Origin of the sequence: Pseudomonas fluvialis (assembly GCF_002234375.1) — a bacterium.
Lineage (GTDB): Bacteria > Pseudomonadota > Gammaproteobacteria > Pseudomonadales > Pseudomonadaceae > Aquipseudomonas > Aquipseudomonas fluvialis.
The window spans coordinates 228,545-244,231 of sequence record NZ_NMQV01000003.1; the positions used below are offsets into that span (position 1 = coordinate 228,545).

At 61.4% G+C, this 15,687-nt stretch carries 15 protein-coding genes and 1 tRNA gene; 4 read left to right on the forward strand and 12 right to left on the reverse strand.

Translation table 11 applies throughout. From position 1 onward, the window contains the following. Positions 1-55 precede the first annotated feature (55 nt). The 3 genes from CFY91_RS15850 to CFY91_RS02650 form a co-directional block, all read right to left on the reverse strand. Positions 56-310: an XRE family transcriptional regulator gene (locus CFY91_RS15850; RefSeq protein WP_133063659.1), complete on the reverse strand. Its 255-nt coding sequence runs from the start codon at positions 308-310 to the stop codon at positions 56-58. Between the two features lie 197 nt (positions 311-507). Beyond that, positions 508-1,572, reverse strand: coding sequence for a hypothetical protein (locus tag CFY91_RS15855; RefSeq protein WP_133063660.1), 1,065 nt, complete (start codon positions 1,570-1,572; stop codon positions 508-510). 8 nt (positions 1,573-1,580) lie between these two features. Next, positions 1,581-1,799, reverse strand: coding sequence for a plasmid-related protein (locus CFY91_RS02650; protein ID WP_093984787.1), 219 nt, complete (start codon positions 1,797-1,799; stop codon positions 1,581-1,583). Between the two features lie 92 nt (positions 1,800-1,891). On the opposite strand from CFY91_RS02650, the gene CFY91_RS15860 reads away from it, so the two are divergent. Next, entirely contained in the window at positions 1,892-3,187 is a 1,296-nt protein-coding gene (locus CFY91_RS15860; RefSeq protein ID WP_133063661.1) for a helix-turn-helix domain containing protein, read from the forward strand. A 33-nt stretch (positions 3,188-3,220) separates the two neighbouring features. On the opposite strand, the gene CFY91_RS02660 is transcribed toward CFY91_RS15860, so the two are convergent. The 5 genes from CFY91_RS02660 to rpsU all read right to left on the reverse strand — a co-directional run bounded on the left by CFY91_RS02660 (position 3,221) and on the right by rpsU (position 8,793). Then, positions 3,221-4,303: a tyrosine-type recombinase/integrase gene (locus CFY91_RS02660; protein WP_093984789.1), complete on the reverse strand. Its 1,083-nt coding sequence runs from the start codon at positions 4,301-4,303 to the stop codon at positions 3,221-3,223. Positions 4,304-4,430: 127 nt separating this feature from the next. Then, positions 4,431-4,507: transfer RNA gene (locus CFY91_RS02665), tRNA-Ile, on the reverse strand. 94 nt (positions 4,508-4,601) lie between these two features. Then, the gene (gene rpoD, locus CFY91_RS02670) at positions 4,602-6,446 is read right to left on the reverse strand and encodes an RNA polymerase sigma factor RpoD (RefSeq protein WP_093984790.1); all 1,845 of its coding nucleotides are present in this window, start codon (positions 6,444-6,446) and stop codon (positions 4,602-4,604) included. A 67-nt stretch (positions 6,447-6,513) separates the two neighbouring features. Beyond that, positions 6,514-8,460, reverse strand: a complete 1,947-nt coding sequence (gene dnaG / locus CFY91_RS02675) for a DNA primase (protein ID WP_093984791.1) — start codon at positions 8,458-8,460, stop codon at positions 6,514-6,516. Between the two features lie 117 nt (positions 8,461-8,577). Further along, complete coding sequence (gene rpsU, locus CFY91_RS02680) at positions 8,578-8,793, reverse strand: 30S ribosomal protein S21 (protein ID WP_021702507.1); 216 nt, start codon at positions 8,791-8,793, stop codon at positions 8,578-8,580. 266 nt (positions 8,794-9,059) lie between these two features. Here rpsU and tsaD point away from each other — a divergent pair, with 266 nt between their 5' ends. After that, positions 9,060-10,085 (forward strand): tRNA (adenosine(37)-N6)-threonylcarbamoyltransferase complex transferase subunit TsaD, encoded by a 1,026-nt coding sequence (gene tsaD / locus CFY91_RS02685; protein ID WP_093984792.1) that lies wholly within the window; start codon positions 9,060-9,062, stop codon positions 10,083-10,085. Positions 10,086-10,104: 19 nt separating this feature from the next. Here the strand turns inward: tsaD and plsY are convergent, their stop codons facing one another. Then, positions 10,105-10,674 carry a glycerol-3-phosphate 1-O-acyltransferase PlsY gene (plsY, locus tag CFY91_RS02690; protein ID WP_093984822.1) on the reverse strand — a complete coding sequence of 190 codons (570 nt, stop codon included), beginning with the start codon at positions 10,672-10,674 and terminating at the stop codon, positions 10,105-10,107. Between the two features lie 52 nt (positions 10,675-10,726). Here plsY and folB point away from each other — a divergent pair, with 52 nt between their 5' ends. Both folB and folK read left to right on the forward strand, forming a co-directional pair. After that, on the forward strand, positions 10,727-11,080 hold the full coding sequence (gene folB / locus CFY91_RS02695) for a dihydroneopterin aldolase (RefSeq protein ID WP_093984793.1): 354 nt from the start codon (positions 10,727-10,729) through the stop codon (positions 11,078-11,080). After that, entirely contained in the window at positions 11,080-11,595 is a 516-nt protein-coding gene (gene folK / locus CFY91_RS02700) for a 2-amino-4-hydroxy-6-hydroxymethyldihydropteridine diphosphokinase (protein WP_093984794.1), read from the forward strand. The genes folB and folK overlap by 1 nt, the downstream gene beginning before the upstream one ends. Here the strand turns inward: folK and CFY91_RS02705 are convergent. The 3 genes from CFY91_RS02705 to CFY91_RS02715 are packed head-to-tail and all read right to left on the reverse strand — an operon-like array spanning position 11,567 to position 15,681. Next, positions 11,567-12,814 (reverse strand): multifunctional CCA addition/repair protein, encoded by a 1,248-nt coding sequence (locus CFY91_RS02705; RefSeq protein ID WP_093984795.1) that lies wholly within the window; start codon positions 12,812-12,814, stop codon positions 11,567-11,569. The two genes, folK and CFY91_RS02705, sit on opposite strands and share 29 nt — an antisense overlap. Positions 12,815-12,874: 60 nt before the next feature. Beyond that, a complete protein-coding gene (locus CFY91_RS02710) occupies positions 12,875-14,413 on the reverse strand; it encodes a SpoVR family protein (protein WP_093984796.1) in 1,539 nt (512 codons plus the stop codon). Then, positions 14,410-15,681 (reverse strand): YeaH/YhbH family protein, encoded by a 1,272-nt coding sequence (locus tag CFY91_RS02715; RefSeq protein WP_093984797.1) that lies wholly within the window; start codon positions 15,679-15,681, stop codon positions 14,410-14,412. The genes CFY91_RS02710 and CFY91_RS02715 overlap by 4 nt, the downstream gene beginning before the upstream one ends. Positions 15,682-15,687 lie beyond the last annotated feature (6 nt).

A 15,687-nucleotide genomic window follows, 5' to 3' on the forward strand; every position in this document is an offset into this window, starting at 1 on the left:
CAACGAAGGGGGCAATGCCCCCTTCGCTATTTTCGCGCCCGCGAAAATGACCTAATCAGAGAGACTGCATTTCAAGATGGCGTAAGCAGGCATGCAGTTCGGCCTCATCAGTATGTCTGACATCCCCCTTCAACCAGGACTCAAGGCAAAATGCCTCAACGCCCGTCATTGCCGACACCTGATCCAGCCGCAGTGCGTGGGCAGCAATAGCATCACTGAGCCGCACGATGAGCATGGCTTTGCGCTGCATTGCGTCAGCATCGGTGCAGCCGAGATCGGCATAGACATTTTTGCTGCCTTCTTCAATCAATTGCGGTGACCTACAGGACGCGGGAGTAGACAGTTTAGCGCTTGAGGGGTGGGTCAGAATCACCAGTGCAGTGGCTCACAACCACTGGAAAGCCTGGGGCAGAACCATCAGCGCGAGTGGGTCAGAATCTCCGGAATAACGTGTCAGAACCACAAGCGCCCACAAGCGATGCATAGCTTTCTTTATGTGTGCCTTATTTAAAAAGTATTAAAGAGTATTAGCGACTTTTCCGGACTTGCCTGGAGCCCAGAGCTGACGGTGCTTTCAGGGTCTTTTTGAAGATTTTTTTGCAGCCGTCGCTTCGGTATCTTGCAGCCATGGCTTCGGTATTTTGCAGCCGTCGCTTCGGTACCTGCAGCCGTCGCTTCGGTATGGCTGTGGATAACTTTTGAGGGTGTTCGGCGCGAGCTGTGCTCTTGTTGTTTGCGCTGTCGATTGACGTGTACGAGGCTGCCTTCAATCCGATACTCAAACTCTTGTCCGCATTCAGCGTGGGCTAGTTCAAGTGCATCCAGTGCTCTTTTGAGGTTCTGAAAAGCACTTCGAGGGTAGTGGTCATGGCTGCCTGCGAGTCGTAGCAGGGTTTCCATCTTTACTGGCAGTGGGCGCGCATGGCTGGAGTAGTAGCCATGTAACCACTGGGCTAAAGGCTTTCCTGTCAGCGCTGCCCGGATTTGCCTGTCGACGTGGCTGAAGGCTCCTGTCCTGAACAGCGTGGAAAGCATTGGATTCAGTCTGATGATGTAAAGGCCTGATGCTTCATCGCGCACTACCTCATCGATCAGGCTTCCGATGTATGTATAGGTTTCATAGCAAATCTCGACAGCTGATGCTTTCAGGCGAACCAGCCGAGCATGCAGTGTCTTTCGATTAGTGCCCGCGTCAGCTTTTCCTTGCAGCTTGAGGAGCTCGTAGCTGCTTACCTTGAAGCTGAAACTCTGGCGGCGAATAAGCGCCATATGCAGAACTGCTTCCCACGCATCAAGGTCTCCCTGGTCGAGTAACGGACCGCTTTGCAGGAGGTTGAAGCCGTTTTGAGCATGAATAGGTTGCCGGTCGATATAGGGCCTTTGCCGAGTTCGCACCGCTGAAAACAGGGAAGAGCGCAGCGCTGCGTTCGGAATGCCTCTGATGCCTTGCGGCCACTTGGGCATTAAGGCAATTGGCGCGGCAAGGCTTTCTGGCGCTTCTGGAGAGCGCTTTTCTGCTGCTAGCTTGGCTGCTCGTTGCTGCAGTCGAGCTGCTTTCTCTGCCGGGCCCATTGGTGGGGTCAGGCTTCATCAATCAGGTTTGCAATTGCAGTTACACGGAAGTAAACGCGCCGACCAATTTTTAGCCTTGCCGTACCAAGTTTTCTCGCTAGCTCGTTGTTGCCGGTTAGCGTGATCCGGAGGCCTGCAGGGCTGCGATGCAATATCTCCGCGACTTGTTCTAGTGAGAGAAGTGGGGAGCCTCCGCAGGCGAGGAGAATCTGTTCTTCGGTAGTCATACGCTTACGCCTAATTAAGAAATGTAGGTTGCAGGTTAAGACTGACTACAAATAGGATTGGAACTTAAATATGAAGAAAAGGTTTACATGATTTGCGCAGTAACTCTCTCCAGGGCATAGAGGAACTTCTGGTCGCCCCAGGGTGTTCAACTGCCTTTATCGAAGGGCTGAACTCATTCAAGGAAGAGCTGACCGCATCTCATAGCCTGACTTCGCGTCGTTATTCGATATGGTCGCTGGTTCGCAAGCATCTGGATCAGCCATTTCAGGCTGTTCTGGAGGGGTATGCGGGGGCTTGGGAGCGTCGGCTTATCGGAGACTGCGTACTGTCCGAAATGGGGTGTAGCCGCCCTGCATGGCGCGTTAAGTACTCTGTGGTTCAAAGCCCAGGCGAAGCCTTCGACGAGGCGCGCTTCGAGCTGCTCAGTACTAAGCAGCGGGGTGGTAGACCTCAAGGTGTATTGCTGGCTGATTGGCAACTGGCCAACCTGAGAAAATGGGATAGCAATCTCCGATTTGCCATCCGTATGGCGCAGGAAGCTTCTGATGATCCCTTTGGTGTCGAGTGCCTTCACTTCACGGGGACGCTCGATACTGTCCGTCTCTTGCTTGTCTGGCTGAGCTATTGCCGGCCCTCGAGTTCGGTTCACCCGGGCTACGATGGGCGGCTAGCCGATGCAAAGGCTCGGAGGCATTCAACAAGCTATTGCGAGCTTTGCTGGCGTCTGACAATGCGCTCGTCTGCTTTTGTTTCTCTTCGTACGGAGCGTTTCGCAGGAGAGTCTGATTCAGAGTGGGAGGCACGCCTAGATCTTGAGCTGATGGCTAAGCGTCTGCCGACTGCCAGCTGGCGACGTTGGAGTAATCGGTTCTGTCGTCAGCACGATCCGCGCGATCCAGGCTCACGCTACAGGGCGGATCTACCTTACAAGGAGGCGTTCAGGCATGAGGTTGAAGCCTTGATGGGTAGAAGGCGGTCCAGCTATGTGCTTCGTTTTCCGCTGCCTAGAGGCGCAGATCAGCAAGAGGTCCGAAAAGCTGCTTATGACTTGGTTCACTCGGGATTGCGCCCTTTAGGGGCCACCGAACCTGGGTTGCGGGAAAAAGTAGTCTTGATGGCGCGAGAGGGGCTTTCGCAAGCTGAGATGGTTAGACGCCTCGGTGTTTCTCGCCAAACGGTTTCAAAAGCGATGAAAAGCTTTAGCCGTTTAATGAGCGTTCGTAGTTCAGAGGCCTACATCGATCCAACCTCGGGAGAGGTGGCGATTTCTGATGAGCAACTGGCGCTAATTCACGCTATGGAGCTACAAGGTGCCAGTGTTGCTGATATAGCACGTGCAGCGGGATTGTTTCCCCATACCGTTAAGGCCTTCAAGTCGCGGTCATAGAGCGCCGCAAATAGAGTCGCTCTGGATGTTGCATCAAGTGTCCTGTTTGCGGAGCGCTTTGGAGGGCAGCCTGTCGAGTCTCTCTACCAGATCTTCTGCGCGCAAGTGGGTGTAGCGTTTCAACATCTGCATCGACTTGTGACCGCTGATGGCTGACACCTCTTGATCGGATAGCCCGCCCTCGACCAATCGGCTAACCGCCTCATGGCGCAGATCGTGGAAGCGTAGGTCAGGCATGCCTAGCTTGGTCTTTAGCAAGCCCCAGGTCTTGGTGAAGGCGTAGGGGCCACGCTTGCCGGTTTTGCCTGGTTCGCCAAAGAACACCAGATCGCAGTCAATCGGCCGGACAGGGTTGTTCAGCGCCGCCTGGAAGGTCTCTGTGGCCCATTTGCTGAGAGGGACGGTGCGAGCGCTGTCGTTCTTGGTATCTGAGAGCCGCACCACTCGCTTTTTCATGTCGACCTGATGTCTGCGCAGGGATGTGATTTCTGATGAGCGCATGCCCGTTTCCAGGGCAATACGGACGATCCAGCCGAGCATGGGGTTGCTGTGATTGTTCACGGCTGTCAGCAGGCGGCGCTCTTCCTCTGCAGACAAGCGACGATCTCGGCCTTCGCCGGGGCTCGGTTTGCGGATGTTCAACACCGGGTTAAAGCTGAGGCCCAGGCCCCATTCCTGGATGGCCACGGTGAACAGGTGGCTAAGTAGGGCCAGTTCAAGACGCACGGTGTTGTTGCTGGTGGGCTTGCCGCGATTGGTGATCGAGGCCAGGCGGGTGTCGCGGTAGCTGGCGATGATTTCAGCGGAGAGGGCGGCCATGGAGTATTTGCCCAGGTGGCTGATCAGCTGTTGAGCTTTGGTGGCCTCGGCGCGCTGGGTGGTCGGCTTCTTGGTGGGGCTGATTTCGCTGAGGTAGCGTTTCAGCGCCATTTCCAAAGTCATGCGCTCGGAGCCGCTGCGTTGGATGTACACGCCCCTGACCATTTCGTCTTCGGTGCGGCGCGCCCAGTCTTCGGCATCGCGCTTGGTGCGGAAGGTTTTGGTATTGGTCGGCCAGCCGGTTTTGCGCACCAGGGCCTTCCAAGTGCCGGCTTCCGTTTTGACGATGGTGGCCATCTTTCCCTGCTCCAAAGGCGTGCCGCTGTACCGGCACTGTACTGAATTTGTACCTTTGGACTATAGGATTGGTCTAGCTGTTTTTCTTGCAGGCATGAAAAAGCCGCGCAGTGCGCGGCTTTGAAGGTGGTGGGCCCACACGGACTCGAACCGTGGACCAAAGGATTATGAGTCCTCTGCTCTAACCGACTGAGCTATAGGCCCTCAGAAGGAGGCGCGATTATAACCACGGGCTGGGAGGCCTGCCAGTTATCGGGCGGCATAAAGCAAAATCCCCGGCGGGCCGGGGATTTTGTGTTTACTCGTCGAGGAAGGAGCGTAGGTGCTCGCTGCGTGACGGGTGGCGTAGCTTGCGCAGGGCCTTGGCTTCGATCTGGCGGATACGCTCGCGGGTGACATCGAACTGCTTGCCGACTTCCTCGAGGGTGTGGTCGGTGTTCATGTCGATACCGAAGCGCATGCGCAATACCTTGGCTTCGCGGGCGGTGAGTCCGGAAAGCACGTCGCGGGTGGCTTCCTTGAGGCTTTCCACGGTGGCTACGTCGATCGGCGACTGCATGGTGCTGTCTTCGATGAAGTCACCCAGGTGCGAGTCTTCGTCGTCACCGATGGGCGTTTCCATGGAGATTGGCTCCTTGGCGATCTTCAGTACCTTGCGGATCTTGTCCTCGGGCATGTCCATGCGCTCACCCAGCTCTTCCGGGGTGGGCTCGCGGCCCATTTCCTGGAGCATCTGGCGGGAGATGCGGTTGAGCTTGTTGATCGTCTCGATCATGTGCACCGGAATACGGATGGTGCGCGCCTGGTCGGCGATCGAGCGGGTGATGGCCTGGCGAATCCACCAGGTGGCGTAGGTGGAGAACTTGTAGCCGCGACGGTATTCGAACTTGTCCACGGCTTTCATCAGGCCGATGTTGCCTTCCTGGATCAGGTCGAGGAATTGCAGGCCGCGGTTGGTGTACTTCTTGGCGATGGAGATGACCAGGCGCAGGTTGGCCTCGACCATTTCCTTCTTGGCGCGGCGTGCCTTGGCTTCGCCGATCGACATGCGGCGGTTGACGTCCTTGATCTCGGCGATGGTCAGTTCGACTTCGCTCTGCAGGTCGAGCAGCTTCTGCTGGTTACGCTTGATCTCGTCACTCAGCTCGGCCAGGGCGGCAGCGTACTTGGCTTTGCCCTTGCTGAGGCCATTGACCCATTCCAGGTCAACTTCGTTGCCGGGGAACAGCTTGAGGAAGTCACTGCGCGGCATGCGTGCGTCGCGGACGCAAAGTTGCATGATGGCGCGTTCCTGCTGGCGCACGCGCTCGAGGGCGCTGCGCACGCCGGCGACCAATACGTCGAACTGTTTCGGCACCAGCTTGATGGGCATGAACAGCTCGGCCAGGGCCAGCAGTTCGGCATCGGCCTGCTTGCTGCCACGACCGTGCTTCTTCAGGGCTTTCTTGGCCTTGACCAGTTGCTCGGCTACTGCACCAAAGCGGCGGGCTGCTTCTTCCGGGTCCGGACCGCCGTCGCCTTCTTCTTCCTCGGCGTCGCCGTCTTCTTCGTCTTCGTCGTCCTTGTCCTTGTCGACGCTGTCGTCTTTGAGCTCGACAGGCTCGACTTCGGCTTCCGGCACGCTGCCGTCATCCGGATCGATGTAGCCGCTGAGGACATCGGACAGGCGGCCACCTTCGCTGGTGACACGCTGGTATTCGGCAAGGATGCCGTCGACGCTGCCGGGGAAATGGGCGATGGCGCTCATCACCTCGCGGATGCCTTCCTCGATGCGTTTGGCGATTTCGATCTCGCCTTCGCGGGTCAGCAGTTCCACGGTGCCCATTTCACGCATGTACATGCGTACCGGGTCGGTGGTGCGGCCGATATCGGTTTCCACGGCAGCCAGGGCTGCAGCGGCTTCTTCGGCGGCGGCTTCGTCGGTATCGGCTTCGGCCAGGAGCAGGGCATCCGCATCCGGGGCGCTTTCGAATACGTTGATGCCCATGTCGTTGATCATGCGGATGATGTCTTCGACCTGTTCCGGATCGGAGATATCTTCCGGCAGGTGGTCGTTGACCTCGGCATAAGTCAGGTAACCCTGCTCACGGCCGCGGGCGATCAATTCTTTGAGGCGGGATTGCTGTTGCGCTTTTCCGGACATAACACCCTATCCACTGAAGGTCTTGGCGGGCAAAAAACAAGCCGGGGATTATACCCGAGCCGTTGGGTCAGACGCCAGTTTGGCTCTTGTCGCTGCTCTGCACGCGGCTGAAATGCTCGCGCAACAGTTCTTTTTCTTCCGTGCTCAGTTCGCCGGGGCTCTTTTGCAGGATGGCCTGCACGGCGTTTTCGCGTTGTAGGCGCTGCTGGCTTGCGGAGAGTGTAGTAATGGTGTCGAAAAACTGCTGTTCAAGGTTGTCGCTGTCGATCAGCCATTCCTTTTCCGCCAGGGCGCGCAGCAGGCGGCCCTGTTCGGTGCCGTGCCAGCGGGCGAGCAGTTGCAGGCTGTGCAGTTGCGGATTTTTCTGCAGGGCTTCGATCAGCGCGACCAGCAATTGCGCGTAGAGGTCGCTGCCGCCGGCGAAGTGACTGGCGTCATCGACGCGCTGGGCCAGTTGCGGGTAGCGCAGCAGGGTGCGTACGGCGGTCAGTGTGGGTGACTCGACGCTGACCGCCTGGCGCGGTGGGGGTGGCGGCTGGCGGCGCCCCTTGCCGGACCAGGGACGCTCGCTCTTCCAGCTTGTGCGGGGGGCGATTGCCGGTGCGTCGTTGCTGAGCGGACTGGCCGGGTGGTCGTCGTAGGAGGGCTGGGCGTCGTAATAGTGGCTGAGGTCGTCAGGCTCGTGCTGCGTGGGGGCGCTGGCGGACGGCGCCTGACGGGCGGCCGGTGTGTGCTCGGCACTCAGGCCGGTAATTTCGCTGAGGCGCTGGCGCATCAGGGTGCGCAGGTTGTTGCCGGGAATGCGCTCGATCAGTGGGGCGGCGAGGGTGGCCAGGTGTGCCTTGCCTTCCAGGGAGCGTGGGTCGGCTTCTTCGCTGAGTTGCTGAAAGAAGTAGTCGGCGAGGGACAGGGCTTGCTGTTGCAGGCGGTCGCGAAAACGCTCGCTGCCTTCGGCACGCACCAGGCTGTCCGGGTCTTCGCCTTCGGGAAGGAAGAGAAAGCGTGCGCGGCGTCCGTCCTGCAGGTTGGGCAGCACGGCTTCCAGGGCGCGCCAGGCGGCCTTGCGTCCGGCGCCGTCACCGTCGAAGCAGAACAGTACGCTGGGTACCAGGCGGAACAGGCGCTTGATGTGTTCTTCGCTGGTGGCGGTGCCTAGGGTGGCAACGGCGTTGCGCAGGCCTTGCTGGGCCAGGGCGATGACGTCCATGTAGCCTTCCACGACCATGATTTCGTCGAGTTGGCGGTTGTGCTGGCGTGCTTCATAGAGGCCGTAGAGCTCCTGGCCTTTGTGGAACACCGGGGTTTCCGGGGAGTTCAGGTACTTCGGCTTGTCGTCGCCCAGTACGCGCCCGCCAAAGGCGATGACGCGCCCGCGGCTGTCGCGGATGGGGAACATCACGCGGTCACGGAAGCGGTCGTAGCGTTTGCCGCTTTCGCTGTTTTCCACCAGCAGGCCGGCATCCAGCAGGGCTTTCTGCTGCAGGTTGTCGCCGCCAAACTGGCGCATCAGGTTGTCCCAGCCGGGCGGCGCAAAGCCCAGGGCGAAGTCGCGGGCGATGCTGCCGGACAGGCCGCGGCCTTTCAGATAGTCGACGGCTGCTTTGCGGGCTGGATGGCTTTTCAGGGCGGCGCGGTAGTATTCGGCGGCGGCGCTGAGTAGCGGGTAGAGCGGTGAGTCGCTGGGTTGGCGTGGCTGTTGCGGGCTGCGGCTGTCCTCGCGGGGCACGTCCATGCCGGCACGCTTGGCGAGGTCTTCGACGGCCTGGGGGAAATCCAGGTGGTCGTGGTCCATGATGAAGCCGAGGGCGTTGCCGCCGGCGCCGCAGCCAAAGCAGTAGTAGAACTGTTTGTCCGGGCTGACGGTAAAGGAGGGGGTCTTTTCCTTGTGGAACGGACAGCAGGCGCTGTAGTTCTTGCCGGTCTTCTTCAGTTGGATGCGTGAACTGACCACATCGACGATGTCGGTGCGGTTGAGCAGGTCATCAATGAAGCTCTGGGGTATCAGGCCGGCCATGGGGGTCACTGCAAGCGTATGTGGGTGAAGCGGGAACGCGCAGCTGGTGCATGCCACAAATGCAAAACCCGGCCGGAGCCGGGTTTGCCAAAGCCTTAGGCGGCGTTACTGATCAACTCAGTACAGACGCTCGCGGCGGCGCTGTTCGCGCTGCACTTTCTTGGCGTGACGCTTAACGGCTGCGGCCGCTTTGCGCTTGCGCTCGGTGGTCGGCTTTTCGTAGAACTCGCGCGAACGCACTTCAGCCAGTACGCCGGCTTTTTCGCAGGAGCGCTTGAAGCGACGCAGAGCTACGTCGAAGGGTTCGTTCTCTTTAACTTTGACGGCTGGCATCCAGGTCGTACCTTCATTAATTACCGGTGGTGAACGCGCTCCCGGCAAACGGCACGGGATACGTCGGTTTTCAAGGGTTGCGGATATTACCGCGTTGTACCAGCGAATGCAAAGCCTTGCTTAGAAAAGCGCTGGTCTGGGCGGGGGGTGGGCATTATGATGCGCGCCTTCGTAACGCGCCAGCGGGTTGTGCAGCATGCCCCGCGTTGCGCCCGCTGGGTGCAGGTGCGTTGTTCAGATTCGGCTTATTTCAAGGTTGACGGCTCATGCGAGTGCTGGGACTGGAAACTTCCTGCGATGAAACCGGCGTGGCGCTGTATGACAGCGAGCGCGGCCTGCTGGCCGATGCGCTGTTCAGCCAGATCGATCTGCATCGGGTGTATGGCGGCGTGGTGCCCGAGCTGGCTTCGCGTGATCACGTCAAGCGCATGCTGCCGCTGATCCGCCAGGTGCTCGACGAGGCGGGTTGCACGCCGGACGATATTGATGCGTTGGCCTATACCGCCGGGCCGGGCTTGGTCGGCGCGCTGCTGGTGGGTGCCTCCTGCGCCCAGGCGCTGGCTTTTGCCTGGGGCATTCCGGCGGTGGGTGTGCATCATATGGAAGGCCATTTGCTGGCACCGATGCTCGAAGAGCAGCCGCCCGCCTTTCCGTTCGTCGCCTTGCTGGTATCCGGCGGCCATACCCAGTTGGTGCGCGTCGATGGCATTGGCCGCTACCAGCTGCTCGGCGAGTCACTGGACGATGCTGCCGGCGAGGCGTTTGACAAGACCGCCAAGCTGATGGGCCTGCCCTACCCGGGCGGGCCGGAGATTGCGCGCCTGGCCGAGCAGGGCGTGGCGGGGCGTTTTGTCTTCCCGCGGCCGATGACCGACCGACCAGGGCTGGATTTCAGCTTCAGCGGCCTGAAGACCTTTGCCCTGAACACCTGGCAACGCTGCCAGGCCGAAGGTGATGCCAGCGAGCAGAGCCGTGCCGATGTGGCACTGGCCTTCCAGCAGGCGGTGGTGGAGACCCTGACCATCAAATGTCGTCGCGCCCTCAAGCAGACGGGCCTGAACAGCCTGGTGATCGCCGGTGGGGTGAGTGCCAACCGGGCGTTGCGCGAGTCGCTGCAGCAGATGCTCGGTGAAATGCGTGGCCAGGTGTTTTATGCGCGCCCACGCTTCTGCACGGACAATGGGGCGATGATTGCTTATGCCGGGTGCCAGCGTCTGCTGGCCGGGCAAAAGGAAGACCTGGCGATCAAGGTGCAGGCGCGCTGGCCCATGGAGAGCCTGCCGCCACTATGAATGCGCTGCAGGTGAACGCTTAGAAATGTCGCTCACGGCCGTCGAGCAGATCGCGTAAATTGCTGCGGTGTCGCCACACGATCAGTCCGGTCAGTACGCTCATGGGCAGCAGGGCCGCCGGTTGTTGCCAGGCCAGTAGCGGCAGGGTCAGCGGTGTAGCGGTGAGTGAGGCGAGTGAGCTGGTGCGGGTCAGGCTGAAGGTCAGCAGCCATACCGACAGGGCCAGTAGTGCCGCCGGCAGGTAAAGACCGAACAGCATGCCGGCGGCAGTGGCTACGCCCTTGCCGCCACGGAAATTGAAATACAGCGGATAGAGATGCCCGAGCACCGCCGCCAGGCCGACCCAGGCCTGTTGCTGCAGGCTCAGGCCCAGTTCAGCGGCGATCAGCACGGGCAGCAAGCCTTTGCCCAGATCGCCGAGCAGGGTGAACAAGGCGGCCTTGCGCCCGGCCATGCGCAGCATGTTGCTGGCCCCGGGGTTGCCAGAGCCACCCAGGCGTGGATCAGCGTTGCCGAACAGCTGGCTGATCAGGATGGCAAAGGACAGTGAGCCGAGCAGGTAGGCAAGCAGTACCAGCAGCCAAAACATGGTTTCCATTCCCGGGGCGGTTGAGCCCCGATTCTAGCGGGGCATGAGCAGGGTGGACACAGTCTTTATCGAGGGTTTGCAGGTCGACACGGTGATTGGCGTGTATGACTGGGAGCGCGGCATTCGCCAGTGCCTGCTGCTGGACCTGAGCATGGCCTGGGATAACCGTGCCGCTGCCGCCCACGACGCGCTGGCGGATGCCCTGGATTATGCCGCGGTTAGCGCGCGCATCCTGGCGTTTGCCGAGGAGGCGCGCTTCGAGCTGGTGGAAACCTTCGCCGAGCGCCTGGCCGAGGTGTTGCTGCGTGAGTTCGCCATGACCTGGCTGCGCCTGCGCGTAGGCAAGCCGGGTGCTGTGCCGGAGGCTCGCATGGTCGGGGTGGAGATCGAGCGCGGGAGCCGCTGATGCGCGTCTATCTGGGCCTGGGTAGCAATATCGAGCGCGAGCGCAACCTGTGCGCCGGACTCGATGCGTTGCAGCGGCTGTTCGGCGAGCTGCACTGTTCGCCGGTGTTCGAAAGTGCCCCGGTGGGGATTCGCAGCGGCCCGTTCTTCAATCTGGTCGTGGCAGTGGAGTGTGCGTTGCCACTGGCCGAGCTGGATCAGCGCTTGAAGGCCATCGAAGCGGCGAATGGTCGCTATGCCGAGGATCGCCGCGGCCTGCCGCTGGATATCGACGTGCTGCTGTACGGCGAGCAGGTCGGCGAGTTCGATGGACTGCTGCTGCCGCGTGCGGAAATCCTGCGCAATGCCTTCGTTCTCTGGCCGCTGGCCCTGCTGGCGCCCGATGTACTGCATCCGCAGGTGCAGCAGCCGTTTGCCGAACTCTGGGCGCAGGCGCGGATCGATCAGCAGCTGGCCCCGGTGGCTTTTGCCTGGCAGGGTCGCCAGCTCACGCCGGCGGCGCTGTTGGCAGACTAAATGCCTGCTTGTAGCGCTTGAGCGCCTGCAGGCGCTGCTCCGCGAGGGCCTTGCCCAACTCCGCACCGAACAACCCCTGGGCGACCAGTTCGCGGGCGCTGACCGCCTGGGCAGCCTGCAGGGCGCCTTGCAGGTAGCGGGCCTGCGGGTAGTCGCGCTCCTCGAACCCCAGGCGGCCACGGGCATCCATCTCGCAGGCGGCGAGGAACAGTTGCCAGCGTTCCGGGCGGCGCAGGGCATCCAGCGCCTGCAGCAGTTCCAGCACGGTGTTCGGACGCAGCTCCAGCGCCCTGTGGCAATGGGTGTGGTACTCGCCGGTGAGCAGGGCCAGCTCGGCGCAGTCGCGGGGCACGCGCAGGCGCTGGTTGACCTGCTTGATGGCTGCCAGGCCTCGGGTTTCATGGGCGATATGGCGGGGCCACTGCGCGCGCGGCGTGCTGCCCTTGCCCAGGTCATGCAGCAGGCAGGCCCAGCGCACGGCCAGGGGCTGGGCAAAGCGCGCGCATTGCTGGAGCACCATCAGGGTATGCAGCCCGCTATCCACCTCGGGGTGATGGGTCGCGTTCTGCGGCACGCCAAACAGTGCCTGCAATTCCGGCAGGAGCACCTTGAGGGCCCCGCAATCCTTGAGTACCTGGATGAATACGTCGGGGTGGGGCTCCTGCAGGGCGCGGGAGATTTCCTTCCAGCTACGCTCGGCGGTCAGGCTGCTCAGCTCGCCGGAGCGTGCCAGGCGCCGCATCAGACCGAGGGTTTCCTCGGCGACACGAAAGCCCAGGCCCGCATAGCGGGCGGCAAAACGCGCCACGCGCAGCACACGCAGCGGGTCTTCGGCAAAGGCCGGGGAGACATGGCGCAGCACGCGCTGTTGCAGATCGCGCTGGCCGCCATAGGGGTCGATGACATGCCCTTGCGCGTCTTCGGCCATGGCGTTGACGGTCAGGTCGCGGCGCAGCAGGTCCTCTTCCAGGGTAACGTCGGGGCTGGCGTGGAAGACAAAGCCAGCATAGCCCTTGCCGCTCTTGCGCTCGGTGCGGGCCAGGGCATATTCCTCGCCGCTCTGCGGGTGGAGAAATACCGGGAAATCATCGCCCACCGGGCGAAAACCCTGGGCCAGCAATTGCTCGGCCGTGGCGCCGACCACCAGCCAATCGATGTCGTGCACGGGCCGCCCCAGCAGCCTGTCACGTACCGCGCCGCCCACCTTGTAGATCTGCATGCCGCTCTCCTCTGTCGGCGGCAAGCTTGCAGCGCCGAGGGCGGACCTGCAAGCGTGCGCTTACAGCGCCATGCTGCTCTGGCTTTCCTGCGGCTCGGCGCGTGGTGGCATGTGCAGGGTTTCTATCAGCTGCTCGCCCTGATGGCTTTCCAGGTGAATGTCGAAGCCCCACAAACGGTGCAGGTGCTTGAGTACCGCCTGGCTCGATTCGCCCAGCGGACGACGGTCATGCCGGCTATGCCGCAGGGTCAGCGAGCGATCGCCGCGGCGGTCGACACTCCAGATCTGCACGTTGGGTTCGCGGTTGCCCAGGTTGTACTGGGCGGCGAGGGTTTCGCGCAGGTGGCGATAGCCGCTGTCATCATGGATGGCACTGACCTGCAGACTGTCCTGCTGGTCATCGTCGAGCACGCTGAACAGGCGCAGATCACGCATGACCTTGGGTGACAGGTACTGCAGGATGAAACTCTCGTCCTTGAAGTTTTGCATGGCGAACTTGAGGGTGCTCAGCCAGTCGCTGCCGGCGATCTCGGGGAACCAGCGGCGATCTTCCTCGTTGGGCTGTTCGCAGATGCGGCGGATGTCGCGGTACATGGCAAAGCCCAGGGCATAGGGGTTGATGCCGCTGTACCAGGGGCTGTCGAAAGCGGGCTGGAGCACCACGCCGCTGTGGTACTGGAGGAACTCCAGCATGAAGCCGTCGCTGACCAGGCCTTCGTCATACAGGTCGTTGATCAGCGTGTAGTGCCAGAAGGTGGCCCAGCCTTCATTCATCACCTGAGTCTGGCGTTGCGGGTAGAAGTACTGCGCCAGCTTGCGCACGATGCGGATCACCTCGCGCTGCCAGGGTTCCAGCAGCGGTGCGTGCTTTTCCAGGAAGTACAGGATGTTTTCCTGAGGCTCGGCCGGCCAGCGCTGCGCCTGCTCCTCGTTGTGCCGCCCGCTCGCCTTGGGAATGGTGCGCCACAGGTCGTTGATCTGCCGCTGCAGGTGCTCTTCACGCTCGCTTTGCCGGCGCCGCTCTTCTTCGGCGGATATCGGGTAGGGTCGTTTGTAGCGGTCCACGCCGTAGTTCATCAGGGCGTGGCAGGAGTCCAGCAATTCCTCGACGGCATCGATGCCGTGGCGTTCCTCGCACTGGCTGATGTACTGCTTGGCGAATACCAGGTAGTCGATGATCGAGCTGGCATCGGTCCAGCTGCGGAACAGGTAGTTGCCCTTGAAGAAGCTGTTGTGGCCGTAGCAGGCATGGGCGATGACCAGCGCTTGCATGCACAGGGTATTTTCTTCCATCAGGTAGGCGATGCAGGGATCGGAGTTGATCACGATCTCGTAGGCCAGGCCCATCTGGCCGCGCTTGTAGCCCTTTTCCGTGGCGAGAAACTGCTTGCCGTAGGACCAGTGATGGTAGCCGATGGGCATGCCGACCGAGGCGTAGGCGTCCATCATCTGCTCGGCGCTGATGATCTCGATCTGGTTGGGGTAGATGTCCAGCGCATAGCGCTCGGCAAGGCGGGCGATTTCCTGGTCGTAGCGGCGGATCAGCTCGAAGCTCCACTCCGAGTCCGTGGAAATGGGCTGGAGGCTGCGCGGGTTCATGCGTCGATCCTCCGCTGGAACAGTTCACGGAATACCGGGTAGATGTCGGCTGCCGAGACGATCTGCTGCTGGGCGAAGCTGTCGGGGAACGCCGCCGCGACCTGCTGGTACTCGTCCCACAGCGCCTGGTGTTCACGCGGGGTGATTTCCACGTAGCTGAAGTACTGCATGCTGGGCATGATTTGCCGGAGAAGCAGGTCGCGGCAGAGCGGCGAGTCGTCGTTCCAGTTGTCGCCGTCGGAAGCCTGCGCGGCATACAGGTTCCATTCGTGCACCGGGTAGCGGGCCTGCATGATCTCCTGCATCAGCTTGAGTGCGCTGGAGACGATGGTGCCGCCGGTTTCCCGTGAGTAGAAAAACTCGTCCTCGTCGACTTCGCGGGCGCTGGTGTGATGGCGGATGAAGACCACCTCGATCTTGTCGTAGCTGCGCTTGAGGAACAGGTAGAGGAGGATGAAGAAGCGCTTGGCGATGTCCTTGGTGGCCTGGGTCATGGAGCCGGAAACATCCATCAGGCAGAACATCACGGCCTTGGAACTGGGGTTGGGCTGCTTGCTCAGCAGGTTGTACTTGAGATCGAAGGTGTCGAGAAACGGCACCTTGTCGATGCGCCGGCGCAAGGCGGCAATCTCTTCCTCCAGGCGGGCCAGGCTGGGCTGATCCGTGCTGCCTGCCTCACGCAGCGCGGCAAGCTCCGCCAGGGCTGCCTTGAGCCGGGCGCGGCTGCTGCCGGTGAGGGCGATGCGCCGGGCATGCGCGGCGCGCAGCGAGCGGACGATGTTGATCCGCGAGGGATTGCCGTCGCTGCTGATGCCGGCACGTACCGTCTTGAAGGTGTCGCAGCCGCTGAGGTGGCGCTTGATCAGGTTAGGCAGGGCCAGTCCCTCGAACATGAAGTCGAGAAACTCGTCCTGGGTGATCTGGAAAACGAATTCGTCCAGGCCTTCGCCCTGGTTGCCAGCCTTGCCGCTGCCCTGTCCGGCACCGCCGCCCTTGGGGCGGGCGATGCGCTCGCCCTGGGTGAACTCGCGGTTACCAGGGTGCACACGATCCTGCCGACCACCCTGGCCGTGGTGCAGCACGGGTTCGTCGATATCGCGGCTGGGAATGCTGATCTGTTCGCCGTGCTCCATGTCGGTAATGGAGCGACGACTGACGGCTTCCTCGACGGCTTTCTTGATGTGCTCGCGGTAGCGGCGCAAAAAGCGCTGGCGGTTGACCGTGCTCTTGTTCTTGCCATTCAGGCGTCGATCGATCACGTGGCTCATAGGCCC